The organism is Serinicoccus sediminis (assembly GCF_004153545.1).
Lineage (GTDB): Bacteria > Actinomycetota > Actinomycetes > Actinomycetales > Dermatophilaceae > Ornithinicoccus > Ornithinicoccus sediminis_A.
Map to the genome: position 1 here is coordinate 19946 of NZ_SDVA01000011.1, position 25039 is coordinate 44984.

At 72.7% G+C, this 25039-nt stretch carries 21 protein-coding genes and 3 tRNA genes; 8 read left to right on the forward strand and 16 right to left on the reverse strand.

Annotation, left to right across the window (positions count from 1 at the left end; genetic code table 11):
- Window positions 1-223 precede the first annotated feature (223 nt).
- From EUS26_RS11190 to EUS26_RS11205, 4 genes are all read right to left on the reverse strand, one after another.
- Window positions 224-298 (reverse strand) — tRNA-Val (locus EUS26_RS11190).
- A 25-nt stretch (window positions 299-323) separates the two neighbouring features.
- Window positions 324-394 (reverse strand) — tRNA-Cys (locus tag EUS26_RS11195).
- A gap of 27 nt (window positions 395-421) precedes the next feature.
- A tRNA-Gly gene (locus EUS26_RS11200) sits at window positions 422-494 on the reverse strand.
- 91 nt (window positions 495-585) lie between these two features.
- Window positions 586-1647 carry a YihY/virulence factor BrkB family protein gene (locus EUS26_RS11205; RefSeq protein ID WP_165368594.1) on the reverse strand — a complete coding sequence of 354 codons (1062 nt, stop codon included), beginning with the start codon at window positions 1645-1647 and terminating at the stop codon, window positions 586-588.
- Window positions 1648-1801: 154 nt separating this feature from the next.
- Here EUS26_RS11205 and glgX point away from each other — a divergent pair, with 154 nt between their 5' ends.
- Entirely contained in the window at window positions 1802-3931 is a 2130-nt protein-coding gene (glgX, locus tag EUS26_RS11210; RefSeq protein ID WP_130013930.1) for a glycogen debranching protein GlgX, read from the forward strand.
- Between the two features lies 1 nt (window position 3932).
- On the opposite strand, the gene EUS26_RS11215 is transcribed toward glgX, so the two are convergent.
- Genes EUS26_RS11215 through EUS26_RS11230 form a run of 4 tightly spaced genes read right to left on the reverse strand, consistent with a single transcriptional unit; the run spans window position 3933 to window position 7862 of the window.
- Window positions 3933-4871, reverse strand: a complete 939-nt coding sequence (locus EUS26_RS11215) for a polyphosphate kinase 2 family protein (RefSeq protein ID WP_130013931.1) — start codon at window positions 4869-4871, stop codon at window positions 3933-3935.
- A 31-nt stretch (window positions 4872-4902) separates the two neighbouring features.
- The gene (locus EUS26_RS11220; protein WP_130013932.1) at window positions 4903-5544 is read right to left on the reverse strand and encodes a dihydrofolate reductase family protein; all 642 of its coding nucleotides are present in this window, start codon (window positions 5542-5544) and stop codon (window positions 4903-4905) included.
- Window positions 5545-5559: 15 nt separating this feature from the next.
- Complete coding sequence (locus tag EUS26_RS11225) at window positions 5560-6768, reverse strand: alpha/beta hydrolase family protein (protein ID WP_238148947.1); 1209 nt, start codon at window positions 6766-6768, stop codon at window positions 5560-5562.
- On the reverse strand, window positions 6765-7862 hold the full coding sequence (locus tag EUS26_RS11230) for an ATP-dependent DNA ligase (protein WP_130013933.1): 1098 nt from the start codon (window positions 7860-7862) through the stop codon (window positions 6765-6767). Before EUS26_RS11230 ends, EUS26_RS11225 begins: the two co-directional genes overlap by 4 nt.
- Before the next feature lie 88 nt (window positions 7863-7950).
- Between EUS26_RS11230 and manA the strand changes: the two genes are divergently transcribed.
- Window positions 7951-9162, forward strand: coding sequence for a mannose-6-phosphate isomerase, class I (manA, locus tag EUS26_RS11235; RefSeq protein WP_130013934.1), 1212 nt, complete (start codon window positions 7951-7953; stop codon window positions 9160-9162).
- 90 nt (window positions 9163-9252) lie between these two features.
- Here manA and ligD read toward each other — a convergent pair whose 3' ends face one another.
- Window positions 9253-10329 carry a non-homologous end-joining DNA ligase gene (gene ligD, locus EUS26_RS11240; protein ID WP_130013935.1) on the reverse strand — a complete coding sequence of 359 codons (1077 nt, stop codon included), beginning with the start codon at window positions 10327-10329 and terminating at the stop codon, window positions 9253-9255.
- 68 nt (window positions 10330-10397) lie between these two features.
- Here ligD and msrB point away from each other — a divergent pair, with 68 nt between their 5' ends.
- Window positions 10398-10850, forward strand: a complete 453-nt coding sequence (msrB, locus tag EUS26_RS11245) for a peptide-methionine (R)-S-oxide reductase MsrB (protein WP_130013936.1) — start codon at window positions 10398-10400, stop codon at window positions 10848-10850.
- A gap of 70 nt (window positions 10851-10920) precedes the next feature.
- On the opposite strand, the gene hemQ is transcribed toward msrB, so the two are convergent.
- On the reverse strand, window positions 10921-11634 hold the full coding sequence (hemQ, locus tag EUS26_RS11250) for a hydrogen peroxide-dependent heme synthase (protein ID WP_130013937.1): 714 nt from the start codon (window positions 11632-11634) through the stop codon (window positions 10921-10923).
- Window positions 11635-11639: 5 nt separating this feature from the next.
- Window positions 11640-13070, reverse strand: a complete 1431-nt coding sequence (gene hemG / locus EUS26_RS11255; RefSeq protein ID WP_130013938.1) for a protoporphyrinogen oxidase — start codon at window positions 13068-13070, stop codon at window positions 11640-11642.
- Between the two features lie 113 nt (window positions 13071-13183).
- On the opposite strand from hemG, the gene hemE reads away from it, so the two are divergent.
- Entirely contained in the window at window positions 13184-14251 is a 1068-nt protein-coding gene (hemE, locus tag EUS26_RS11260; protein WP_130013939.1) for a uroporphyrinogen decarboxylase, read from the forward strand.
- Window positions 14252-14404: 153 nt separating this feature from the next.
- Here hemE and EUS26_RS11265 read toward each other — a convergent pair whose 3' ends face one another.
- Both EUS26_RS11265 and EUS26_RS11270 read right to left on the reverse strand, forming a co-directional pair.
- Complete coding sequence (locus EUS26_RS11265; RefSeq protein WP_202865123.1) at window positions 14405-15667, reverse strand: HRDC domain-containing protein; 1263 nt, start codon at window positions 15665-15667, stop codon at window positions 14405-14407.
- A 1-nt stretch (window position 15668) separates the two neighbouring features.
- Window positions 15669-16310 (reverse strand): DUF3000 domain-containing protein, encoded by a 642-nt coding sequence (locus tag EUS26_RS11270; protein WP_130013940.1) that lies wholly within the window; start codon window positions 16308-16310, stop codon window positions 15669-15671.
- Between the two features lie 118 nt (window positions 16311-16428).
- Between EUS26_RS11270 and EUS26_RS11275 the strand changes: the two genes are divergently transcribed.
- The 4 genes from EUS26_RS11275 to EUS26_RS11290 all read left to right on the forward strand — a co-directional run bounded on the left by EUS26_RS11275 (window position 16429) and on the right by EUS26_RS11290 (window position 20477).
- On the forward strand, window positions 16429-17958 hold the full coding sequence (locus tag EUS26_RS11275) for a helix-turn-helix domain-containing protein (RefSeq protein WP_130013941.1): 1530 nt from the start codon (window positions 16429-16431) through the stop codon (window positions 17956-17958).
- 1 nt (window position 17959) lies between these two features.
- Window positions 17960-18754, forward strand: a complete 795-nt coding sequence (locus EUS26_RS11280) for a spermidine synthase (RefSeq protein WP_130013942.1) — start codon at window positions 17960-17962, stop codon at window positions 18752-18754.
- An 84-nt stretch (window positions 18755-18838) separates the two neighbouring features.
- Window positions 18839-19657, forward strand: coding sequence for an HAD-IIA family hydrolase (locus EUS26_RS11285; protein WP_130013943.1), 819 nt, complete (start codon window positions 18839-18841; stop codon window positions 19655-19657).
- Between the two features lie 34 nt (window positions 19658-19691).
- Window positions 19692-20477, forward strand: a complete 786-nt coding sequence (locus EUS26_RS11290; protein ID WP_130013944.1) for a glycerophosphodiester phosphodiesterase family protein — start codon at window positions 19692-19694, stop codon at window positions 20475-20477.
- Between the two features lie 51 nt (window positions 20478-20528).
- Here EUS26_RS11290 and EUS26_RS11295 read toward each other — a convergent pair whose 3' ends face one another.
- From EUS26_RS11295 to cysI, 3 genes are read right to left on the reverse strand one after another with little or no spacing between them, the layout of a single operon-like run.
- On the reverse strand, window positions 20529-22331 hold the full coding sequence (locus EUS26_RS11295; protein ID WP_130013945.1) for an assimilatory sulfite reductase (NADPH) flavoprotein subunit: 1803 nt from the start codon (window positions 22329-22331) through the stop codon (window positions 20529-20531).
- A complete protein-coding gene (locus tag EUS26_RS11300) occupies window positions 22328-23071 on the reverse strand; it encodes a phosphoadenylyl-sulfate reductase (protein WP_130013946.1) in 744 nt (247 codons plus the stop codon). Before EUS26_RS11300 ends, EUS26_RS11295 begins: the two co-directional genes overlap by 4 nt.
- A 19-nt stretch (window positions 23072-23090) precedes the next feature.
- Window positions 23091-24812, reverse strand: coding sequence for an assimilatory sulfite reductase (NADPH) hemoprotein subunit (cysI, locus tag EUS26_RS11305; protein WP_130013947.1), 1722 nt, complete (start codon window positions 24810-24812; stop codon window positions 23091-23093).
- Window positions 24813-25039: the final 227 nt, after the last annotated feature.

Here is a 25039-nt window from a genome sequence, read left to right on the forward strand (position 1 = left end):
CGAAGGCCCCTCCGAGCGGCTCACTACCGATCCGTGACCCCCAGCGGCAGCGGACCCAACCCCTCTCACCCGTCTTGCGACAGACAGCGACGTAGGTACTCGGCAGCCAACTCCTGTTGGTTCTAAGGCAGGGTAGGCGAAGCCGAATGACACGTATATGACACGCGCTAGGCCACGCAAAAGCCCCTGACCGGCATACCTGCTGGTCAGGGGCTAGTTGTGCTGGTGGACGATACTGGGATCGAACCAGTGACCTCTTCCGTGTCAAGGAAGCGCGCTACCGCTGCGCCAATCGTCCTCGCGCGGTGGGAACCGCGAGTGCGAGGTGGAGACGGGATTCGAACCCGTGTATACGGCTTTGCAGGCCGCTGCCTCGCCTCTCGGCCACTCCACCGTGAGGCATCTGGTGGTGGTGCCTCAGAGCGGATGACCGGGCTCGAACCGGCGACCTCAACCTTGGCAAGGTTGCGCTCTACCAACTGAGCTACATCCGCCTGCTCCGCTGTTTCCAGCGGCGCGAGAGGAAACACTAGCCGACGTCCGCGGGCGATTCCAAATCACCTCGCGCAGCGCGCGGCGAGGGGTTCAGCGCGGACCGGGTATGCCGTCCATGGCGGCGATCCGACGCCCCTCCTCGTCGTCGCTGGTGGCGTCCGTGGCGAGCTCGGCAGCGCGGGCCAGCCGGCGCGCCTCCCGGGTGGCCTGCCGCTCCTCCCACCAGCCGTTGACCCGCGCCCTGGGCCCGCGGTACTCCGGCGGCGGCCACAACCGCCGGATCGCGGCGTTGAGCGAGGCGCCGACCAGCACCGCGAAGGCGAGGAAGTAGAGGTAGACCATGAGGATGATCGGCGCCGTCAGCGGGCCGAACACCGAGAACCCGCCGACCGCGAGCTCGGCCCAGCGGCGGATGAGGACGGAGCTGACCACCCACAGCGCGATGGTGAGCGCGGCCCCGGGCAGGTCCCGCCAGAACGGCGAGCGGGCGGGCGTGGCGACGTGGAAGAGCCCGGTGAGGCTGACGAGGCCCAGCAGGCCGACCAGCGGCCAGTAGAGCTCGACGAGCATGTCGAGCCGCGGCGGGAGCCAGTGCAGCAGGTAGCCCGGGCCGATGAGCAGCAGCGGCAGGGTCAGGCCCATGACGACGGTCGAGGCGAGGTATGCCGTGAGCGACAGCACGCGGGCGCCCACCGGTCCGCGCTCGCCACCCTGCCCGTACATGATCGAGATGGCGTCGAGGAAGATGTGCAGCGCCCGCGAGCCGGACCACAGAGCGATGAGGAACCCGACCGACAGGTAGTCGCCGCGGCGGGCGGACAGGGTCTGCTCGAAGGTCGGCATGATGACCTGGTCCACCGCCTGCGGCGTGAGGAAGGTGAGCGTCCACTGCTCCAGGGCGCTGCTCATGCGCGCCAGGGTCTGCGGCCCCAGCCACTCCGAGGCGAAGCCGGCGCCGGCGACGAGCGCCACCAGCAGCGGCGGCAGCGAGAGCAGCGTGAAGAACGCCGCCTCGGCCGCCAGGCCGGTCGCGCGGTAGCGGAAGGCCACGACCGCCGTCTCCGCCGTGAGGCGCACGGCAGGCACGGCCCCCGGCACGGGCGCGATGACCCGTCGCAGACGCCGTCGGAACGTCAGGTCCACGACCGTCACAGGAGTCACGCTAGCCCCGTGCGACACAGATGGACCGGAGGCGTGCCGTGCGGCCGCGGTCATTCTGGTCAGCCCCCGGCCCGTAGACTGGGGCGCCGGTGACGACGCGGTCCACCTTCCGCGACTCCCGCAACAAGAAAGGCCCCACCCCCCGATGGACCTCTGGCCCGGAACGGCTTACCCCCTGGGCGCGACCTTCGATGGACGCGGCACCAACTTCGCCCTCTTCTCCGAGCACGCCACCGGCGTGGACCTCTGCCTCGTCAACGACCGCTCGATCGAGACGACGGTGCCGCTGACCGAGGTCGACGCCCACGTCTGGCACGGCTACGTGCCCAACTGCCAACCGGGTCAGCGCTACGGCTTCCGGGTGCACGGCCCCTACGAGCCGTCCGAGGGGCACCGGTTCAACCCGCACAAGCTGCTGCTGGACCCCTACGCCAAGGCCATCGCCGGGCAGATCCGCGGCCACCAGGGGCTGTTCGCCTACGACTTCGGCGACCCCACGTCATACAACACCGACGACTCGGCCTTGCACACGATGACCTCGGTGGTCGTCAACCCGTTCTTCGACTGGGGCCACGACCGGCCGCCGCAGCACGCCTACCACGACAGCGTCATCTACGAGGCGCACGTCAAGGGCCTGACGATGAACCACCCCGAGGTGCCGCCGGAGCTCCGTGGCACGTATGCCGGGGTGGCGCACCCGGCCGTGGTCGACCACCTCACCAGCCTGGGCGTGACGGCGCTGGAGCTGCTGCCCGTGCACCAGTTCGTCGACGACCCGCACCTGCAGGACCAGGGTCTGTCGAACTACTGGGGCTACAACACCATCGGCTTCCTGGCGCCGCACAACGGCTACTCGGCCTACGGGCACCGCGGCCAGCAGGTCACCGAGTTCAAGTCGATGGTCAAGACGCTGCACGAGGCGGGCATCGAGGTCATCCTCGACGTCGTCTACAACCACACCGCCGAGGGCAACCACCTCGGCCCCACGCTGTCCTTCCGCGGCATCGACAACGCCAGTTACTACCGGCTCGTCGACTACGACAAGGCGCACTACTACGACACCACGGGCACCGGCAACAGCCTGCTCATGCGCTCCCCGCACGTCCTGCAGCTCATCATGGACAGCCTGCGCTACTGGGTCACCGAGATGCACGTCGACGGCTTCCGCTTCGACCTCGCAGCCACCCTCGCGCGGCAGTTCCACGAGGTCGACAAGCTGTCCGCCTTCTTCGACATCGTCCAGCAGGACCCGGTCATCTCCCAGGTCAAGCTCATCGCCGAGCCGTGGGACCTCGGGGACGGCGGCTACCAGGTCGGCAACTTCCCCCCGCTGTGGACCGAGTGGAACGGCAAGTACCGCGACACCGTCCGCGACTACTGGCGCGGGGCCCCGGCGACGATGGGCGAGTTCGCCTCGCGGATCACCGGCTCCAGCGACCTCTACGAGCACAGCGGGCGGCGCCCCTACGCCTCGATCAACTTCGTCGTCGCCCACGACGGCTTCACCCTGGCCGACCTCGTGTCCTACAACGACAAGCACAACGAGGCCAACGGCGAGGGCGGCGCCGACGGCGAGGACCACAACCGGTCCTGGAACTGCGGCGTCGAGGGTCCGACCGACGACCCGCAGGTGCGGGCGCTCCGGCTGCGCCAGCAGAAGAACTTCCTCGCCACCCTCATGCTCAGCCAGGGGGTCCCGATGCTGGCCCACGGTGATGAGATGGGTCGTACCCAGCACGGCAACAACAACGTCTACGCCCAGGACAACGAGCTGGCCTGGATGGACTGGGACCTCGACCCCGACCAGGCCGACCTCCTCGACTTCACCTCCCGGCTCATCGCGCTGCGCAAGGAGCACCCGGCGTTCCGCCGGCGGCGGTTCTACCTGGGCGACGCCGAGCACGGCGGGCAGAGCGACCTCGGCGACATCCACTGGTACTCCCCCGACGGCGAGGTGATGACCGATGAGCGCTGGCACAGCCGGGAGCAGGCGGTCATGGTCTTCCTCAACGGGGAGGCCATCAGCGAGCGTGACGAGCGCGGCCGCGAGGTGACCGACGACCACTTCCTGCTGCTCTTCAATGGCCACCACGAGGCCGTCGAGTTCACCGTGCCGGACGGGATGAACACGCCGACCTGGCAGGTCGTCGTGGACACCAGCGGCGACGAGCTCGACGACGACGTGCCGTGGGAGACCGGCGGGACGCACGAGGTGCCCTCCCGGGCCGTCGTCGTGCTCCAGGCCACGCCCCAGCCCGAGCTGTCGGCCGAGTAGCTCAGACCTCCGAGGCCGCCAGCCTGGCCTGCTGCTCCTCGACGTCGAAGTCGGCCTCCGGCCAGGTCAGGTCCAGCCCTCGCAGGTGCTCGAGCAGCAGCTGCTGCACGGCCAGCCGCGCGTACCACTTGCGGTCGGCAGGCACCACGAACCAGGGCGCGTGGTCGGTGCTGCACCGGCCGAGGACCACCTGGTATGCCTCCTGGTAGTCCGCCCAGTGCTCCCGTTCGTCGAGGTCGCGGGGGTTGAACTTCCAGTGCTTGTCCGGGCGCTCGAGGCGCTCGGCCAGCCGCTCGCGCTGCTCCTGCGGGCTGATGTGCAGCATGACCTTGACGACCGTGACGTCGTCGGCGGCGAGCTTCTGCTCGAAGGTGTTGATGGTGGCGTAGCGGCGCTTCCACTGGCCCGGGGGCACCAGGTCGTGCACGCGGACGACCAGGACGTCCTCGTAGTGGGAGCGGTCGAAGACGCCGATCATGCCGGGCCCGGGCAGCGCCCTGCGGATGCGCCAGAGGAAGGGATGCCTCTTCTCCTCGGCGGTCGGCGCCTTGAAGGCCGTGAGCTCGACGCCCTGCGGGTCGACCGCGCCTACGACGTGACGCATGATGCCGCCCTTGCCGGAGGTGTCCATCCCCTGCACGACCAGCAGGACCCGGCGACGCCCACCCGCGCGGGACTGGGCGTAGAGCTGCTCCTGCAGGGCGTCCAGCTCGGCGTCGGCGGCCACCAGCGCGTCCTTGCCGGCCTGCTTGTCACCGTCGAAGGCCGGGGTCGAGCGTGGGTCGACGTCGGCGAGGGTGAAGCCCTCTCCCACCCGTAGCGCGTCGGTGAAGGTCGCCGGCGCGGGCTCGGGCGCCGTGGGGGTGGTGCCGCCCGTGCCCTTCCCGGCCTTGCTCTTCGTGCCCTTGCTCTTCGTGCCCTTGTCCTTCTTCTTCGCCATCGGGGCAGTCTGGCAGAGCCGGTGCGCCCCGTCAGCGCAGAAGGGTCCGCACCAGCAGGTCACCCTCCCACTCCAGCAGGTGGGTGAGCCGCCCGGTCAGGCCCGGCAGCGTGGTCCCACTCGGCAGGAGCAGCGGCCCGTCGCCGCCGGCCAGCACGGGCCGCACGGTCACGCACAGCTCGTCGACGACCCTGGCGGCCACCCACGCGCCGAACAGGGCCGGGCCGCCCTCCACGACCACCCGGTCCCAGCCGTGCCCGGCACAGGTCTCCAGCACGCGCTGCGGGGTGACGTCCTCGCCCTCCCCGGACACGACCAGCACGTCGGTGTGCTCGGCGAGCCGGTCGGGCACGTCGCCGCTGCGGGTCACCACGACGAGGGTCGACCCCTCGAGCGGGCCGTAGCCCTCGGCCCTCGCGGTACCGGCCCCGACGACCACCGCCTGGGCCCACCGGCGCAGCGTCGAGAACGCCGCGCCGTCGCCGTCGGACCCCTCGTTGAGGCTGCCGCTGCGTCCGTCCGGACCGGCGGCCCGCCCGTCCAGGGTGGTGACGAACCCGCCGCGCACCCACGGGCCGTCAGAGCGGCCGGGCGGCACGGCATACCAGTCGTCCAGCTCGGCCTCGGTCAGCGGGCCCCGCCCGGTCCGCACCTCAGGTCCACCCGTGCCCATCCGTCTCCTCCAGCCTCACCGCAGGAAGGAGGCGACGAGGTCCTCCCACAGCGAGGGGTTGGTGTTCCACTCCTGGCAGTGCCGCGCCTGCGGCCAGACGAAGGTCTGCACCAGCCCGGGTCGACGCCGGGCCAGGTCCTGGGACGGGCCGAAGGGCACCGTGTCGTCGGTCGCGGAGTGGATGATGAACATCCGGTGGGTGACCTCCTCGGCCCGGTCGACCCAGTTGGTGGCCGCCACGTCCACCGGCTCGGCGATCCGGAGCAGGTGCCGGGACGCCCTGCTGCGCAGGAGGCTGCGGGCCAGCTGCTCCACGGGCCGGGGGATGAGGTGCAGGTCGGCCTGGTGGGCCAGCACCGAGCCCCAGTCGATGACCGGGCCGTTGAGCAGCACCCGGTGCACCCGGTGGGCGACGTCGGAACGGTTGAGCGCCTGCAGCACGAGCGCGCCCCCCATGGACCAGCCGACGAGGACGATCCGCCGGGCGCCGTGCGCGAGGGCGTAGCGCAGCGCGGCGTCGATGTCGCGCCACTCCGACAGGCCCAGGCTGTAGCGGCCGTCCGACGAGGGCGGTGCGCCGATGTCGTTGCGGTACATCGGGATCAGGCAGGTGTAGCCCAGCCGGTGCAGCACCGGGACGGCGCGCAGGGTCTCCCCACGCTGCGCGCTACGACCGTGCACGAGGACGGCCCAGTCGTCCTGGTGGGCCACGGCCCCGGGCGACCCGGGCACCCGCCAGGCCGGCAGGTCCCCCACGTCGGAGGTGACGAGGACGTCCTCGTGCTCCAGCCCCAGTGCGCTGCCGGGGTCGCCGCAGTAGAAGTACTTGTTCCAGCGGGCCGGGCCCGGCCCCAGGTCGCCGGCGTCCACCCCGAGCAGCTCCCGGGTCACGACCATCTGCCGACGCGACCCCTTGCTGCCGCCCTCCTCGTGCGCCGGCTCGACGACCTCGCCCACGCGCGCGTGCCCGGCACCGCCGTCGAGCCACAGGCCGTAGCGGCCCGAGGAGGTCGTCTGCGGGTCCGCGCGCAGCGTGACGGTGCCGGCGTCCGGGTCGGCCGAGACGACGGTGACGTCGTCCTTCTTCTCGTGCTCGGGGGTGATGATGCGGTGCGCGAAGTAGGTTGCCGTGCCCATCGAGACGGCCCCGCCGAGCGCGGCTCCCCCGGCGACCGCCGTGCCGACCGCGGCGGCCCGGCCGGCCGCGGTCATCCTCGTGGTCACGACCCGCCCCGCCCGGCGTCCGCGGTGACCGGGGCACCGAGCACGTCGTCGAGCGGGAAGTCGACCGGCTGGTCCAGCTGGTCGAAGGTGCAGCTCTCGGGGTCGCGGTCCTCGCGCCAGCGCACGAACTGCGCGGTGTGGCGGAACCGGTCGCCCTCGAGGTAGTCGTAGCGCACCTCGACGACCCGCTCGGGCCGCAGCGGGGTGAACGACAGGTCCTTGCCCGCGGCCCAGCGCGAGCCCTCGCTCTTGCGCGGGGTGTCGGCCTGCAGCTGCCCCGCCCAGTCCCACGGGTGACCCTCGAAGCCGGTCACCAGAGGCTGCAGCTCGGCGAACAGCTCGCGCCGTCGGGCCATCGGGAAGGACGAGCTGACCCCGACGTGGGCCAGCCGCCCGGCCTCGGTGTAGATCCCCAGCAGGAGCGAGCCGATGGCCTCGTCGCTGCTCTTGTGCGTGCGGTAGCCCGCGACCACGCAGTCAGCGGTCCGGGTGTGCTTGAGCTTGGTGAGCACCCGCTTGTTCTGCTGGTAGGTCTGCTCCGGGTCCTTGCCGATGATGCCGTCCAGCCCGGCCCCCTCGAAGTCGACGAACCACCGCATGGCCAGGTCGAGGTCGTCGGTGAGCGGCGAGCGGTGCACCGACCCCGCGCTCGCGGCGGGCAGCACGGACTCCAGGCGGGCGCGCCGCTCGCGGAACGGCATACCGGTGAGGTCGTCGTCTCCCAGCGCGAGCAGGTCGAAGGCGACGAAGGCCGCCGGCGTCGCCTCGCTCAGCATCCGGACCCGGGAGTCGGCCGGGTGGATCCGCTGGCTCAGCGCCTCGAAGTCGAGGCGCTGCCCGCCCGGCGAGGCGAGCACGATCTCCCCGTCGACCACGCACCGCTCCGGCAGCTCGGCACGGACCGCCTCGACCAGCTCGGGGAAGTAGCGGGTCATCGGTTTCTCGTTGCGCGAGCCCAGCTCGACCTCGTCGCCGTCGCGGAAGACGATCGACCGGAAGCCGTCCCACTTCGGGTCGTAGAGCCACCCCGGCGGCAGCGTCGCGGCGGGCTTGGCGAGCATCGGCTTGACCGGGGGCATGACGGGCAGGTCCACAGCGCCAGTCTGCCCGATCGCACCGACGGACGTGAGGTATGGCCCGCGTCACCCGTCCCCCGTCACCGCACCTCAGTAGGGTGGCCCGGTGAGCGGGACGGTGCGGATCGACGGGGTGGTGCGGGACTACGCCTGGGGGCGTCCGGGGGGCATCTCCACAGCCCGGGGCCGGGCGCCCGGTGCGGGACCGGAGGCCGAGCTGTGGCTGGGCGCGCACCCCGCTGCTCCCAGCCCGGTCGTCCCGGCGGGCGCGCCGTGGCCCGACCTCGGGGCCTGGCAGACCCGGACCGGGGCCGAGCTCCCGTTCCTCATGAAGCTCATCGCCGCCGGCGCGCCGCTGTCGCTGCAGGCCCACCCCGACGACGCCCAGGCACGGGCGGGGTACGAGCGGGAGGAGGCCGCCGGGATCCCGCGGGACGCTCCGGACCGCAGCTACCGCGACCCGCACGCCAAGCCCGAGGTGCTGCTGGCCGTGGAGGACGGCTTCGACGCGCTCTGCGGCTTCCGGCCGGTGCGGGAGACCCTCGCGCTGCTGGACCGCCTCGCCGACCGGTCACCCGGTCCGGCGGTCGACCGGTGGCGCTCGCTGCTCGCCGAGGCCCCCGACGAGGCGGCCGGGACCCGCGCGGCCCTCGGGTGGCTGCTCTCCGGCGCCGACGCCGTCACCGGGCTGGTCGGTCAGATGACGTCGGCGGCGCTCGACGAGGAGGACGGCGCGCTCGCGCGGACGCTGCACACCCACCACCCCGGCGACCCGGGCATCGCGGTCGCGCTCATGCTCAACCGGGTCCGCCTGGCGGCGGGGCAGGCCCTGTGGCTCGCGCCCGGCACGATCCACGCCTACCTCGGCGGCCTCGGCGTCGAGGTCATGGGGCCGAGCGACAACGTCCTGCGCGGCGGGCTCAGCGGCAAGCACGTCGACACCCCCGAGCTGCTGCGCATCCTCGACACCACGCCCGGCGCGCCGCCCCTGCTGACGCCCGTCGACCTCGCCCCGGGCGCGCGGGCCTACCGTCCGGGCACCCGGCCCGGTGGTGCCGGTGTCCGCTGGCAGCTGCTCGAGCTGACCGGACCGGCCGCGGTGGCGGCGGGGAGCCCGACGGTCGCGCTGGTGCTGGACGGGGAGTTCACGCTCCGGCAGTCGGACCCCCACGCCCAGGACGCCGCACCGCCGCAGGACGCCCCCGCCCCGGACGCCGAGCTGAGGCTGGCCCGCGGCGAGGCAGGCTTCGTAGACCGGCCCGGCCGCATCACGGTGGAGGGCACGGGACGGCTCTACCTCGCGACGACCGTCGCCTGACCGCCCCCTCGCAGAACGTCCCGTGGGAGTCGGACACGGTCCCGACATCCACGGGACCTCCTGGACCCGGGTGACGTGGACAGGCCGCGCTCAGGCCTGGTCGACCCGGTTGCCGTCCTCGTCCCAGTGCGCGGCGACCTTCTTGGAGGGCTGCACCCGCGGCGGCTCCCCCGGCATCTTGGGGTGGTCGGGCGGGAAGTTCAGCTCCCCCAGCCCCCGCTCCAGGTCGGCCTCCCACAGGGCGTAGGCCCCGTCGACCGACCCCGGCGAGGCGTGCAGGTCGGCCCAGGCGTCCCCGTGCTCGGCGAGGAAGCCCGGGACGGTGTGCACGGTGAGCTCGCGCGGGTCCACCTCGCCGAGCTGCTCCCACGTCACCGGCACGGAGACCGGCGCCCCGGGCAGGATCCGGGTGCTCCACGCGGCGGCCAGGGTGCGGTCCCGGGTGGCCTGGTTGAAGTCGACGAAGATCCGCTCGCCGCGCTCCTCCTTCCACCACGCCGTCGTCACCAGGTCGGGCCGGCGGCGTTCCAGCTCGCGGGCCAGGCCGATGACCGCGTGCCGGACCTCGAGGAACTCCAGCCGCGGCTCGATCGAGGCGAAGACGTGCACGCCCCGGTTGCCGGTCGTCTTGACGAAGGGCGTCAGCCCGGCCTCGGTCATCACCTCGCGCAGCGCCCTCGCCGCCTCGACGACGTCGGCGAACGCCCGCCCCGGCTGCGGGTCGAGGTCGATCCGCAGCTCGTCGGGGTGGTCGTTGTCGCCCGAGCGCACCGGCCAGGGGTGCCAGGTGATCGTGCCCATCTGCGCGGTCCACAGCAGGGTCGCGAGGTCGCCGTCGTCGATGACGAGCTGCGGGTGGCTGCGGCCCGAGGGGTAGGTGCAGACCGTCGTCCGCGACCACTCCGGCACCCCCTTGGGCGGGTTCTTGGAGTAGAACTCCTCGCCCTCGATGCCCCCGCGGACGCGCTGCAGGGACACCGGCCGGTCGCCGAGGGCGCGCAGCATCGGTCCCGCGACCGCCCTCAGGTATGCCGCGAGGTCGGCCTTGGTGATGGCGGCGCCGTGCTCGGTGGCCGGCCAGACGACCTTGTCGGGGCTGGACAGCCGCACGTCACGGTCCTCGCCGTCGGGCCCCGGTGCGGTGAGCGTCTGCGCGTCTGCGGGCATGACGACAACCTAGCGGCACCCACCGACCTGCCCGGAAGCAATCGACCCCTCACGTCGTTGTCACCGGCATGAACCACCACAGCACGCCTGCCACCGACGCCACGAAGCCCGACGCCAAGGCATACCGGACGACCCGGTCCGAGGCGGAGTGGCGCGACCAGCTCAGCCCGGAGGAGTATGCGGTGCTGCGCGAGTCGGGCACCGAGCGCCCGTTCGTCGGTGAGTACACCAACACCACGACCGAGGGCGTCTACGCCTGCCGCGCCTGCGGCGCCGAGCTGTTCCGCAGCGAGACGAAGTTCGAGAGCCACTGCGGGTGGCCCAGCTTCTACTCCCCGCTCGCCGAGGACCGGGTGGAGTACGTGAAGGACGACTCGCTGGGCCGCACCCGCACCGAGGTGCGCTGCGCGTCCTGCGGGTCCCACCTGGGCCACGTCTTCGAGGGCGAGGGCTACGACACCCCCACCGACCAGCGGTTCTGCATGAACAGCATCGCGATGACGCTGCAGCCCAAGGCCTGAGCAGCCCCACGTCGGACCGCCCGCGGCGCACCCGCCGCGGGCGGCGGCATACCTGCTCCCGGTCGTCGGCTCAGGGCAGGCCGGCGACGAGCTCGGGCAGCTCCACCCGCGGTCCGGTGTAGAACGGCACCTCCTCGCGCACGTGCAGGCGCGCCTCGGTGTTGCGCAGCTCGCGCATGAGGTCGACGATGCGGTGCAGCTCGTCGGCCTCGAACGCCAGCAGGAACTCGTAGTCCCCGAGGGCGAAGCTCGCGAGCGTGTTGGCCAGGACGTCCTTGTAGTCCCGCGCCGCCTCGCCGTGCTCGCGCAGCATGCGCGAGCGGTCACCGGCGTCCATGACGTACCAGTCGTAGGACCGGACGAACGGGTAGACGCACAGGTAGCCCTTCGCGTCGTGCCCCGACAGGAACGCCGGCACGTGGCCGCGGTTGAACTCCGCCGGCCGGTGGATCGCGACGTTGCTCCACACCGGCTCGAGGTGCTGCCCGAGCGCGGTCTGCCGCAGCTGCTGGTAGGCCCGCTGCACGGTCTCGACCCGCTCGGCGTGCCACCAGACCATGAAGTCCGCGTCGGCCCGCAGGGCCGACACGTCGTAGACCCCGCGCACGACCAGGCCCTCCGCCTCGAGCGTCCGGAACAGCTCGTCGACCTCGGTCGTCAGGGCGGCCCGCGCCTTGCCCTGCGGCAGCGGCGTCGCGACGCGGAAGACGGAGTAGGCGGCGTAGCGGATCGAGGCGTTGATCTCCTCGGCCTGCTCGGCGGTGGGGTGGGAGTAGTCGGCCATACCCCTTATTGTCCCTGGCCCAGGTCGGCCACGGCACGGCGGGCCGAGGCGATGCACGCGGGGATCCCCACCCCGTCGTAGGTCGCCCCGCACACCGCGAGACCGGGGACCCGGGCGACGTCGGCGCGGACCCGGTCGACGAGGTCGATGTGGCCGACGGCGTACTGCGGCAGCGCCCCGCCCCAGCGCTGCACGTGCGCGTCCGACGGTCGGGGCAGCGGCCGGCCCAGCGCCTCCCCCAGGTCCGCCAGCGCCACCTGAACCAGCTCCGCGTCGGGGCGCTGCAGCGTCGCCTCCTCGCGGTGCCGGCCGATCGAGGCGCGCAGGTAGACCACGTCACCGCCGCCGTCCCCGGCTCCCCGGCCCAGGTCGCCCACCCACGCCCACTTGGTGGCGCTGAAGGTCGCGGCCTTGATGGTGCGTCCGTCGACCGGCGGCACGAGGATCCCCGACCCGTCCAGCCGGCCCAGCGCCGCCGCGTCGAGGGCGAGGGTGAGCACGGCCGTGGAGGCCGTCTCCACCCCGGCCAGCGCCCGGGACGCCTCGGGCGCCGCGTCGGCGAGAAGGCGTGCGGCGGGTGCGGGCGGCAGGGCGAGGACCACCCGGTCGGCGCGGTATGCCGTGGGGCTCGGCCGCGGGCCGGTCACCACCTCGAAGCCCCCGTCGGGCAGCCGGCGCAGCTCGCGCGCGACCACCCCGGTCTCGACCCGCACCCCCGCGTCCGAGAGCAGCTCGGCCAGGGCGCGCGGCCAGCGGTGCAGCCCGCCCCTCACCCCCGCGAAGACCGGCGCGGCCGCCGACGACTGGGTGCCGTCGGTCGCGGCAGGGAGCAGGCGGGACGCGGCGTCCTGCAGCCGCTGCCCGTCCTGGGCGGCGCGGAGCAGCGCCGGCAGCGCCGCGCGGGCCGAGAGCAGCCGCGCGTGGCCGGCGTAGACACCGCCCAGGAGCGGCTCGACCAGCCGCTCGGTCACGGCCGGGCCCATCCGTGAGCTCACCAGCTCCCCCACGGAGACGTCCTGCTCCTCGAGCGGCTCGACCACCTCGGCGAGGGCCCGGCCCACCTCCGGCCCGGTCAGCGGGCCGTCCAGCATCGTCGGGTCCGCCGGCACCCCCATCAGGGTGCGCCGCGGCAGCAGGTGGACGACCCCCCGGCTCCACACCTGCGCCCGCGCGCCGGTGGGGTGCACGACGTCGTCCCCGAGACCGGCGCGGGCCACGAGGTCGGTCCCCTCAGGGCGCCGGGCCAGCATGGCCTCGGCACCGGTGTCGACCAGCTGCCCGGCGACCTCCTCGCCGCGCAGCTTGCCCCCGACGCGGTCGGAGGCCTCCAGCACGACGACCTCGTCCCCGTCCCGGACGTGGCCCGCCTCGGTGAGCAGCGCCTGCGCCGCGGCGAGACCACTGATGCCACCGCCGATGACCAGGGTTGACGTCATACCTCCAGCGTCTCACCCGCCCGAGGGTGATCCTGGGTCCGGGGGCACGGGCAGTGTCCCGGGCGACGCCCTTCGATGGCGGGCCGGCGCAGTCACCGTGGGAGGATGAGGGGGTGACCTCCCCCGCCTCGTCGACGCTCCACCCCGCCCCCGACCTGTCCGGCAGCACCCTCGTGCGGGCGGCCCGGCAGCAACCGGTGCCGCACACGCCGGTGTGGTTCATGCGGCAGGCCGGGCGCTCGCTGCCGGAGTACCGCGAGGTCCGCAAGGACGTCGCCATGCTCACCTCCTGCCGCACCCCCGAGCTGGTCACCGAGATCACCCTGCAGCCGGTGCGCCGGCACGGCGTCGACGCGGCGATCTTCTTCAGCGACATCGTCGTCCCGCTGCAGGCGGTCGGCGTGGACGTCGACATCGTCGCCGGCACCGGGCCGGTCATCGCCGAGCCGATCCGGACCCGCGCCGACCTCGACCGGCTGCCCCAGCTCACCCCGGAGCACGTGCCCGACATCACCGAGTCCGTGCAGCTGCTCACCGCCGAGCTGGGCGACACCCCGCTCATCGGCTTCGCCGGGGCGCCGTTCACCCTCGCGTCCTACCTCGTCGAGGGCGGACCGTCCAAGAACCACGAGCGCACCAAGGCGCTCATGCACGGCGACCCGCAGCTGTGGAGCGACCTGTGCGCCCGGCTGGCCCAGATCTCCGGGGCCTTCCTGCGCGTCCAGGCGCAGGCGGGTGCCAGCGCGGTGCAGCTCTTCGACTCCTGGGCAGGGCACCTCTCCCGGGCCGACTACCTGCGCCACGTGGAGCCGCACAGCCGCGCCGTGCTCGAGGGCGTCGCCGACCTGGGGGTGCCGCGCATCCACTTCGGCGTCGGCACCGGGGAGCTGCTCCCCGCCATGGCGGACGCCGGCGCGGACGTCATCGGGGTCGACTACCGGGTCAGCCTGCCCGACGCGGTCGAGCGGACCGGCGGCCGGTATGCCGTGCAGGGCAACCTCGACCCCGCGCTGCTCTTCGCCCCGTGGGAGGCGCTGGAGGCGCGGGTGCGCGAGATCGTCGAGGAGGGCAGGAGCGCCCCCGGGCACATCTTCAACCTCGGCCACGGGGTGCTGCCGCAGACCGACCCGACGGTGCTCACCCGGGTCGTGGAGCTGGTGCACGAGATCTCCGCGCGCTGAGGCACCCCTCCGCGGCGCCCGGTGGGGGCTGGGCCAACGATTCACGGCGCTCGGTGGGGGCTGGGCCAACCATTCACGACGCCCGGTGGGGGCTGGGCCAACCATTCACGACGCCCGGTGGGGGTCTGGCGGCGGACCGTCAGGAGGGGACGGTCAGCGGTGCGCCTGCAACGCCTGGACGAGCACCGGCGCGACGAGCTGACGCTGCCAGGGGCGGGCGCCGAGCTCGGCGAGGCGCTGGTCCACCGCCTCGGTCGTGGGGTCCTCGGGAGGCGTCCACAGCACCCGCCGGACGACGTCGGGGGTCATGAGGTTCTCGACCGGGATCTCCAGCCGCTCGGACAGCTCGGCGAGCGCGGCGCGCACCTCGGTGAGGCGGTCGGCCGCGGCCGGGTCCCGGTCGGCCCAGGCGCGCGGCGGCGGCGGCGCGTCCCCGCGACGGGCGGGCTCGGGCAGGTCCTCCTCGGCGAGCTCGGCGGCGGTGCGGATGGCGGTCAGCCAGGCGCGCTGGTGGCGCAGCAGCCCCTGCTCGGCCCGGCGCTGCCGGGTGCGCGAGCTCTCCTTGCGGTCCGAGGCCAACCCCGAGGCCTGGCCCGGCATGCGCTGCGCGAGGTCCAGCAGGGTGCCGTCGGGCAGCACCCGGCCCGGCGGGACGTCCCGTTCCCGGGCGATAGCGTCGCGGGTCAGCCACAGCTCCCGGAGCGCCGCCAGCGAGCGTCGCCGCCGCAGCCGGTGGATCCCCGTGGTCCGCCGCCACGCGTCCGGCTCGTCGGTCCCGGGGGGCCCGGTGAAGTCGCACAGCGCGGCGAACTCCTGCTCGGCCCACTCCAGCTTGCCCTGCTCGCGCAGGTCCCGCTCCATCCGTGCCTGCAGGGTGATCAGCAGCTCGACGTCGAGCGCGGCATACCGCAGCCACGGCTCGGGCAGCGGACGGGTCGACCAGTCGACGGCCGAGTGCTCCTTGGCCAGCGTCACGCCGAGGTAGTACTCCAGCACCGCGGACAGCCCCACCCGCGGCAGCCCGGCCAGCCGGGCCCCCAGCTCGGTGTCGAACAGCGAGCGCGGGCGCAGGCCCAGCTCGGCCAGGCACGGGATGTCCTGGGTGGCCGCGTGCAGGACCCACCGCGCCGGGGCCAGCGCCTCGTCCAGCCCGCGCAGGTCCTCGAAGGGCACCGGGTCGATGAGCCAGGTGCCCGCCCCCTCCCGCCGCAGCTGGACGAGATAGGCCTTCTGGCCGTAGCGATAGCCGGAGGCGCGCTCGGCGTCCACGGCCACCGGGCCCTCCCCGCCGGCCAGCGCGGCCAGGGCGGCGTCGAGCGCCGCGGGGGTGTCCACGACGTGCGGCACGCCCTCGGGCGGTGCCTCCAGGCGCTCGAAGTCCGAGCCGGGGTCTTCCTCGGGGAGGTCGGGCGTCATGTCAGCGGCGGACCCCGGACAGCGCGACCACGCCCTCGGGGAGCGGCGGCAGGCCCGCCAGCGTGCACAGCAGGTCGCCCCACGCCCCCAGGTGGGCGGCCATCTCGCGGGACTCGTCGCCGTCGGTGAGCACCGGCGTCCACGAGGCCCGGATCTCCAGCTCCACCGAGGGCTCGCGGTCGGCGAGCGCACCGAAGCTCTCCGACGTCACGCAGGTCACCGTGCCGGCCGCCGCGGTCCACCCCAGCCCGGCCTCCTCCAGCGCGTCGGTGAGCCAGGACCAGCCCGCCTGGCCGGCGAGCGGGTCGTGCCCCACCTCGGGCTCCATCTGCGCCTTGGCGTAGGTCACCGCGCGCCACGTGCCCTCCCAGGGCTCGGGACCCTCCGGGTCGTGCAGCACGACGAAACGGCCCGTGGCGATGGGGTCCTCGTCCTCCAGCCGGGACGGGACGACCTCGCCGGAGAGCGCCACAGCGTGCGGCGCCAGGCGGGTGGGGGCGGGCACCTCCTCCAGCACCATCTCCGGACGCAGCTGGGCGCTCCTGATACCGTCGAGGGCACGTTGGAAGACGCCGACGTCGGGCGTGGCGGGGTCCGCCGAGGCTCGACGCCGGGGCCGCTGGTCGGAGATCCGGCTTACCACGCCCCCAGCGTAGGCCGCGGACGCGGTCCTCGTCCGGAGCGCAACGCCGAGCGATCGGCGGCACACCCACACGGCATCCACCCAGGCATATCTCATATATGTGATCTAAGGTGATCGAATGACCGAGAGCTACCTCTCCCGCATCGGCGGGCTCATCCGCGACGCCCGCCGCCACAAGCACCTCACCCAGGCCGAGCTGGCCGAGCTCCTCAGCACCAGCCAGAGCGCCGTGGCCCGCATCGAGCAGGGCAAGCAGAACCTCTCCCTGGAGATGATCGCCCGCATCGGCGAGAAGCTGGACTCCGAGATCGTCCAGGTGTCCTCCGGCATCCCGCAGAACCTGCGGATCGAGGGCGGCGTCAAGCTGTCCGGGGAGATCGACGTCCGTACCTCCAAGAACGCCGCCGTCGCCCTGCTGTGCGCCTCGCTGCTCAACAAGGGGCGCACCACGCTGCGCAACCTGGCCCGTATCGAGGAGGTCAACCGGATCACCGAGGTGCTCACCAGCATCGGCTTCAAGATCCGCTGGCTGCCGGACTCCTCCGACCTGGAGATCGTGCCGCCGGAGCGCATCGACCTGGACTCGATGGACGAGGCCGCGGCCCGCCGCACCCGGACCATCATCATGTTCCTCGGTCCGCTCATGCACGAGTTCGACACCTTCGAGCTCCCGTATGCCGGGGGCTGCGACCTCGGCACCCGCACCGTCGAGCCGCACATGATCGCGCTGCGCCACTTCGGTCTGGACGTCACCGCGACGACCGGCAGCTACCACGCCACCGTCGACCGGGCGGCCTCACCGGAGCGGCCGATCGTGCTGACCGAGCGCGGCGACACGGTCACCGAGAACGTCCTGCTCGCCGCCGCCCGGCACACCGGCACCACGGTCATCCGCAACGCCAGCTCCAACTACATGGTCCAGGACCTGTGCGTCTTCCTGCAGCAGCTGGGCGTGCAGATCGAGGGCCTGGGCACCACCACCCTGACGGTGACCGGGGTCGGCGAGATCGACACGGACATCGAGTACGCCCCCTCCGAGGACCCCATCGAGGCGATGAGCCTGCTGGCCGCCGCGGTCGTCACCGGCAGCGCCATCACCATCCGGCGGGTGCCCATCGAGTTCATGGAGATCGAGCTGGCCGTCCTGGGCACGATGGGCTTCGAGTGCGACCTGTCGCAGGAGTACGCCAGCGCGAACGGGCATACCCGGCTGGTCGACCTCACCACCGTGCCCGGGCCGCTGCGGGCACCGCTGGACAAGATCCACCCGCTGCCCTTCCCCGGCCTCAACATCGACAACCTGCCGTTCTTCGCGATCATCGCGGCCTGCGCGCAGGGGTCGACGCTCATCCACGACTGGGTCTACGAGAACCGCGCCATCTACCTCACCGAGCTCACGACGCTCGGCGCCAAGGTGCACCTCATGGACCCGCACCGGGTGATGATCGAGGGGCCCACCAAGTGGCGGGCCGGCGAGATCATGTGCCCGCCGGCGCTGCGGCCCGGCGTGGTCATCCTGCTGGCGATGCTGGCCGCACCCGGCACCTCGGTGCTGCGCAACGTCTACGTCATCAACCGCGGCTACGAGGACCTCGCCACCCGGCTCAACGCCCTCGGCGCGCAGATCCAGACCTTCCGCGACATCTGAGGTGGAGGTCGTCCGCGACGAGCGCGGCGGGGCGACCGTCGTGCGGGACGGGCACCCGCAGTCCTACGTCGACACCGGCGACCCCCTCCTGCTCGTCTTCGAGTACGTCCAGCACCTCGCGCTCGTGCTGGAGTCGCTGCGTCCCGACCCGGCCCCGCTGGCCGTGACGCACGTCGGCGGCGCCGGTATGACGTTGGCCCGCTGGGTGCACCGCACCCACCCCGGGTCGCCGCAGATCGTGCTGGAGCCGGACACGGCGCTCACCGAGCTGGTCCGCCGCGAGCTGCCGCTGCCCCGGGGCCACCGCATCCGGGTCCGGCCGCAGACCGGCGAGGAGGGCGTGCCGCTCCTGCGCGACGGCTCGGCCGACGTGGTCGTCGTCGACGCCTACGACGAGGGGCGGGTGCCCGCCGCCCTGGCCGGTCGGGCCTTCGCCCGGGAGCTGGCCCGGGTGCTGGCCCCGGACGGGCTGCTGCTCGTCAACGCGGCCGACCTGCCGGGCCTGCGCTGGGTGGCCCGGCTCGGGGCGACGCTGCGCACCGCCCTGCCGCACGTCGGCCAGCTGGTGCTGCGGGAGGTCGCCTCCGGCAAGCGCTACGGCAACGTCGTGCTCGTCGCGTCGCGGCGGCCGCTGGACGACGTCACCCTCACGCGGGCCGCCGCCCGGGCGGACTTCCCCACGTGGTGGCGGCCCAGCGCCGAGGTGGCGGTGGCCGAGCGCGCCGTCCAGCCGTTCGGCGAGGTGGGCGAGCCCTCTCCCCCGCCGCCGGACTCCGGGCCCCTGCGGCTGCGCTGACCGTGGGGATTCCCCTCGCAGCCCTCCGCAGGGTGGTGGACGCGGAAACCTCGCCGTCATCGAAGCGGCCCTAGGCTGGGACGTATGCGCACCCGTGATGACATCGACGCCTGGCTGACCGACATGGACGGCGTCCTGGTGCACAAGAACCACGCCCTGCCCGGCGCCCGTGCCCTCATCGACCACTGGGAGGCGACGCACACGCCCTACCTCGTGCTCACCAACAACTCGATCTACACCGCGCGGGACCTCTCCGCCCGCCTGCACCACGCCGGCCTCCCGGTGCCCGAGCCGCGCATCTGGACCAGCGCCCTGGCCACGGCCGACTTCGTCGCCACGCAGAAGCCCGGCGGGTCGGCCTACGTCGTCGGGCAGGCGGGCATCATCACCGCCCTGCACGAGGTCGGCTTCACCATGACCGAGAAGGACCCGGACTTCGTCGTCATCGGCGAGACCCGGCAGTACTCCTTCGAGGCCATCACCACCGCGGTGCGGCTCGTGGCCGACGGTGCCCGGTTCATCGTCACCAACCCGGACGCGACCGGGCCCAGCGCCGACGGCATCCTGCCGGCCACGGGCGCCATCAGCGCGCTGGTGACCAAGGCGACCGGGCGCGAGCCGTACGTCGTCGGCAAGCCCAACCCGATGATGTTCCGCTCGGCGCTGCGCACCATCGGCGCGCACAGCGAGAGCACCGGCATGATCGGCGACCGCATGGACACCGACATCATCGCCGGGATGGAGGCCGGGCTGCACACCGTGCTGGTCATGACCGGGATCAGCAGCACCGACACCCTGGCCTCCTACCCCTTCCGGCCGGACGAGGTGCTGAGCGGGGTGGGCGAGCTGGTGCCGACCGAGCCGGACACCACGGAGTTCGAGGAGCCGCGCAGCGACGTGTGACCGTGGACGCGCGCCCAGCCGATACCCTCGGAGGGTGCGTACGGCATACCTGGACCATCCCGGCCCGATCCCCCTGGCCCACCGCGGGTTCGACCCCGCCGGCGCGGGTCTGGAGAACTCCATGCCCGCGTTCCAGGCCGCCGTCGACCTCGGCTACCGCTACGTCGAGACCGACGTGCACGCCACCCGCGACGGGGTGGTCGTCGCCTTCCACGACGAGACGCTGGACCGCGTCACCGACCGCCGCGGCGCCATCCCCGAGCTGTCCTGGCGGGAGGTGTCCCGCGCCCGCATCGCCGGGCAGGAGCCGGTCCCCCGGCTGGAGGACCTGCTCGGGTCCTTCCCCGACGTGCGGGTCAACATCGACATCAAGACGCCCGGCGCGATCGTGCCGCTCGTCCGCGCCATCGAGCGGACGCAGGCGCACGCCCGGGTCTGCGTGACGAGCTTCTCCGACCAGCGCCGCGAGGCCGCCGTCATGCGGCTGACCCGGCCGGTCGCGACCTCGGCGGGGCAGCGCAGCACCACCTCGTTCCGCGCCGCCGCGGCCCTGCCGGCGCTCATCCGCGCTTCCGTCGCGGCCCGGGCGCTGCGCTCGGTCGACGCGCTGCAGGTGCCGCCGCACCACCACGGTGTGGAGGTCGTGACGCCGACGACCCTCGACGCGGCCCACGAGATCGGCAAGCTCGTCCACGTCTGGACCATCAACGACGCGGCCGAGATGCACCGGCTGCTCGACCTCGGGGTCGACGGGATCATGACCGACCGCGCCGACCTGCTCAAGGACGTGCTGACCGAGCGCGGCCAGTGGGCGGCCTGAGCCGCCCCTGATCCCCCCGAGGCGCCCCGCGCCCGCGGTCGACCTCGGGGCTCAGTAGACGTCGCGCTGGTAGCGGCGGGCGTCGCGCAGGCCGGCCAGGTAGTCCTCGGCGGCCTCGGCGCCCACGCCCCGGTGCTCGGCGACGACGTCGACGAGCGCGGCGTGCACGTCCTTGGCCATCCGGTCGGCGTCGCCGCAGACGTAGAGGTGCGCCCCCCGCTCCAGCCACTCGTAGACCTCGGCGCCGCGCTGCCGCAACCGGTCCTGGACGTAGACCTTCTCGGCCTGGTCACGGCTGAAGGCGACGTCCATCCGGGTGAGAAGCCCCGTCCTCAGGTAGCCCTGCATCTCGACCTGGTAGAGGAAGTCCTGGGTGAAGTGCGGGTTGCCGAAGAACAGCCAGTTGTCGCCCTCGGCGCCGGCAGCGTCCCGCTCCTGCAGGAAGGCACGGAAGGGCGCGATGCCGGTGCCCGGGCCGACCATGATCGTCGGCACGTCGGGGTCCGCCGGGAGCCGGAAGTGCTCGCCGGCCTCGACGTAGACCTTGACCTGGTCGCCCTCCTCGGAGCGGCGCACGTGGCCGGAGCACCCGCCCAGGTGGGGCCGGCCGAAGCCGTCCCACTCGACCACGCCGACCGTGAGGTGCACCTCGTCCTCGACCTCTCGCTGGCTGGAGGCGATGGAGTAGAGCCGGGGCTGCATCTTGCGCAGCGCGTCGACGAGCTGCTGCGCGCCGACCGGCGCGGGGTGCTCGTGCAGCACGTCGTAGATCTGCCGCTCCGCCAGGAAGGAGCGCATCGCCACCGTGTCCTGCGCCAGCTCCGCGAGCGTCGGCAGACCCGCCGCCTCGGCGTACTTCTGCACGAACCCCGGGTAGGACTGGGTGAGCTCGAGGTCCTCGATCAGGGCCTCGCGCAGCGGCCGCGTGGCGTCGCCCAGGGTGACCTCTTCCGCACCGTCCAGGCCCAGGACCTCGAGGACCTCGTCCACGGCCTCGGGGTCGTTGCGGAAGAAGACGCCCAGGGAGTCACCGGGCTGGTAGGTGAGCCCGGACCCCTCGAGCGAGATCTCGACGTGCCGGACGTCCTTGGTGCTGTCGCGACCGGTGATCTTCTGCACCTCGCCGATCTCGGCGAGGAACGGGCTGCGGCGCGAGTATGCCGTGGGCGCCGCCGCCGCGAGGCCGGGCATCTGCACCACGGTCCCACCGGCGGGGGCGACGGCGGTCAGGGCCGGCTCGAAGACGTCGAGGGTGCTCTCCACCCAGCCGGGGACCTCGTCCTCGTAGTCCACGTCCAGCAGCAGCCGCTCGGAGACGACCTCGGCGCCCAGCGCGCGCAGCCGGTCCTCGACGTCCACGGCCGCCTGGCAGAAGAACTCGTAGCTGGAGTCGCCCAGCCCGAGGACGGTGACCTGGGCGCCGGAGAGGTCCGGCGCCTTCTTGGAGGCGAGGAAGGCGTGCAGCTTCTCGGCGCTCTCCGGCGGGTCGCCCTCGCCGTGGGTGGAGACGACGACGGTGAGGAACTTCTCGTGCTTGAGCTGGGTGGGCTTGTAGTCCGCCATGTCGGTCAGCGCCACGGTGAGCCCGCGGGCACGGGCCGCCTCGGCCAGGTCACCCGCCACGTGCCGGGCGTTGCCGGTCTGCGAGCCGTAGAGCACGGTGAGGGTGGCCGGCTCGGCGGACGCCGCGGCGGCCGGGCCACCTGCCCCGGCGCCCTCCGCGGTGCCGGCGAGGTAACCGCTGAGCCACATCCGCTGCAGCGGCGTCAGCGTCGAGGCCAGCTCGGCGAACCGCTGGTGCTGGTCCGGCGACAGCGGGCTGGTGGCCTGGTGCAGCTGCGAGGTGGTCGTCATGCGCCCTCCTGCTCCACGTGCAGCCCGCACTCGCGGACGAGGCCGAAGAAGCGCGATCCCTCCGCGTCCAGCTCGTCCGCGGCCCGGCGTGTGGTGTGGGTGTCGCCGATGCTGAGGTAGCCCTCGTGGAACAGCGGGTGGTAGGGCAGGTCGTGCTCGGTGAGGTAGCGGTGCACGTCGCGGTCGGTCCAGTCGACGACCGGGTGGACCTTGACCCGGCCGTTCTGCCGCTCCACCGGTTGACGGTCGGCGCGGCCGGTGGACTGCTCGCGGCGCAGCCCGCTGAACCACGTGCCGATCCCGAGCTCGGTCATGGCCCGCTGCATCGGCTCGACCTTGTTGATCCGGTTGTACTCGGTGATGCCCTCGACACCCTGCTCCCAGAGGCGCCCGAAGCGCGCCTCCTGCCAGGCCGGGGACATGGGCGAGCGGTAGACGTGCAGGTTGAGGCCGAGCCGGTCGGTGAGCTCGTCGACGAAGCGGTAGGTCTCCGGGAAGAGGTAGCCGGTGTCGAAGAGCAGGACAGGCACGTCCGGCACCACCCGGGTCACCAGGTGCAGCATGACGGCGGACTGGACGCCGAAGCTGGACGTGACGGCATACCCGCCGGGGAGGTGCTGCAGGGCCCAGTCGATGCGCTGCTGGGCGCTGCACCCCTCCAGGCCGGCGGCCGCCGACCGCAGGTCGTGCGGCGCGAACGGCAGGGTGCTGCAGCCGTCGTGGGTGGCGAGAGCGCTCATGGTGTGTCCTCTCGGCTGGTCAGGCGTGGAAGTCGGTGCGGGAGACGGTGACCCGGGCCACCACGTCGGTGCGGATGAGGAAGTCGCCGAAGCCCTCGCCGTCCTCGCGCCCGGACACCCAGGCGCCAATGAGGTGGTCGAGCTCGTCGAGGACGACCTCGGGGGTGATGTTCTCCCGGTAGAGCTTCGGCACCCGGGTGCCGATGCGGTCGCCGCCGAGGTGCAGGTTGTACTTCCCCGGGCCCTTGCCGACGAGCCCGACCTCGGCGAGCATCGCGCGTGAGCACCCGTTGGGGCAGCCGGAGACCCGCAGCACGATGTGGTCGTCCGGGATGCCGTGCTTGACCAGCAGCTGCTCGACCTGGGTCACGAAGCCGGGCAGGAAGCGCTCGGACTCGGCCATCGCGAGCGGGCAGGTCGGGAAGGACACGCAGGCCATGGAGTTGCGCAGCTGGGGCGAGACGGTGTCGTCCAGGAGGCCGTGCTCCCGGGCGATCCGCTCGATGGTCGCCTTCTGGTCGGCCGGCACCCCCGCGACGATGATGTTCTGGTTGGCGGTGAGCCGGAAGTGCCCGCGGTGCACCTCGGCGATCCGGCGCAGACCGGTCTTGACCGGCCGGCCCTCCTCGTCGCGGACGCGGCCGTTGAGGATGAAGAGGGTGAGGTGCCACGTGCCGTCCTCGCCCTCGACCCAGCCGAAACGGTCGCCGCGGGAGGTGAAGGTGTAGGGCCGGGAGGGCTCGAAGGTCACCCCCGCGCGGCGCTCGACCTCCGCCTTGAAGACGTCGGTGCCGACCCGGTCGAGGGTGTACTTCGTCTTGGCGTTCTTGCGGTCGGTCCGGTTGCCCCAGTCGCGCTGCACCGACACGACGTGCTCGGCCACCGCCAGGGTGTGCTCGAGGGGGATGAAGCCGAAGTCGTCGGCGGTGCGCGGGTAGGTGGCCGTGTCGCCGTGGGTCATCGCGAGCCCGCCGCCGACGAGCACGTCCCAGCCGACCAGCGCGCCGTCCTCGACGATCCCGACGAAGTTGAGGTCGTTGGCGTGCAGGTCGACCTCGTTGTCCGGGGGCAGGGACACGGTGGTCTTGAACTTGCGCGGCAGGTAGGTCTCGCCCAGCACCGGCTCCTGCGTGCTCAGCGCCTTCTCGCCGTCCAGGAAGATCTCGTAGTAGGCGTTCGTGCGAGGCAGCAGGTGCTCGGAGATGCGCCGCGACCAGTCGTGCACCTCGGCGTGCAGCCGGGACTCCATCGGGTTGCTGGAGCAGAGCACGTTGCGGTTGACGTCGCCGGCGGTGGCGATGGAGTCGATACCGACCGCGTTGATCGCCCGGTGGGTGTCCTTGATGTCCGGCTTGAAGACGCCGTGGAACTGGAAGGTCTGGCGGGTCGTCAGCCGGACCGAGCCGTACATCGTGTGCTTCTCGGCCCAGTCCTCCACGGCCAGCCACTGCTCGGGCGTCATGACGCCACCGGGCACCCGGGCACGCAGCATGACGTTGATGAGCGGCTCGAGCTTCTGCTGGGCCCGCTCGGCGCGGATGTCCCGGTCGTCCTGCTGGTACATCCCGTGGAAGCGGATGAGCTGGAAGTTGTCCGGCCCGAAGCCACCGGTGATCTGGTCCTGGAGGTCCTCGGCGATCGTCCCGCGCAGGTAGTCGCTCTCCCGCTTGAGGCGTTCGTTGTCGGACAGCGGACCCTCGACGATCAGCGGGGCGTCCTGCTGCTGGCTGCTCTTGGGCATCTGGTGCGGCTTTCCGTCCGGTCACAAGGGTGAGCAGGCACCCACGTCGGTGTGCCTGCTCATCGGTAAGCAAGGATTATGCCTGACCTTATTCCACGGCATGGATGATGCGTCAAACCGGCGAGTCCGACCGGCGCTGCTGCGGGGATCGTGCCCGCCGGACGCACGGTATGCGGCCACGCGGGCTGCTGCTGCAGGGGTCCCGTCAGCGCGGGTCGGCGAGGGTG

What these genes read in the sequence shown, in the direction of transcription:
- EUS26_RS11275 (WP_130013941.1), top strand. Translation starts at nt 16,429, where the DNA reads ATGACCGAGAGCTACCTCTCCCGCATCGGCGGGCTCATCCGCGACGCC.
- EUS26_RS11215 (WP_130013931.1), bottom strand. Translation starts at nt 4,871, where the DNA reads ATGGCGAAGAAGAAGGACAAGGGCACGAAGAGCAAGGGCACGAAGAGC.
- hemG (WP_130013938.1), bottom strand. Translation starts at nt 13,070, where the DNA reads ATGACGTCAACCCTGGTCATCGGCGGTGGCATCAGTGGTCTCGCCGCG.
- msrB (WP_130013936.1), top strand. Translation starts at nt 10,398, where the DNA reads ATGAACCACCACAGCACGCCTGCCACCGACGCCACGAAGCCCGACGCC.
- EUS26_RS11265 (WP_202865123.1), bottom strand. Translation starts at nt 15,667, where the DNA reads ATGACGCCCGACCTCCCCGAGGAAGACCCCGGCTCGGACTTCGAGCGC.
- EUS26_RS11295 (WP_130013945.1), bottom strand. Translation starts at nt 22,331, where the DNA reads ATGACGACCACCTCGCAGCTGCACCAGGCCACCAGCCCGCTGTCGCCG.
- hemQ (WP_130013937.1), bottom strand. Translation starts at nt 11,634, where the DNA reads ATGGCCGACTACTCCCACCCCACCGCCGAGCAGGCCGAGGAGATCAAC.
- EUS26_RS11220 (WP_130013932.1), bottom strand. Translation starts at nt 5,544, where the DNA reads ATGGGCACGGGTGGACCTGAGGTGCGGACCGGGCGGGGCCCGCTGACC.
- EUS26_RS11300 (WP_130013946.1), bottom strand. Translation starts at nt 23,071, where the DNA reads ATGAGCGCTCTCGCCACCCACGACGGCTGCAGCACCCTGCCGTTCGCG.
- ligD (WP_130013935.1), bottom strand. Translation starts at nt 10,329, where the DNA reads ATGCCCGCAGACGCGCAGACGCTCACCGCACCGGGGCCCGACGGCGAG.
- glgX (WP_130013930.1), top strand. Translation starts at nt 1,802, where the DNA reads ATGGACCTCTGGCCCGGAACGGCTTACCCCCTGGGCGCGACCTTCGAT.
- cysI (WP_130013947.1), bottom strand. Translation starts at nt 24,812, where the DNA reads ATGCCCAAGAGCAGCCAGCAGCAGGACGCCCCGCTGATCGTCGAGGGT.
- EUS26_RS11285 (WP_130013943.1), top strand. Translation starts at nt 18,839, where the DNA reads ATGCGCACCCGTGATGACATCGACGCCTGGCTGACCGACATGGACGGC.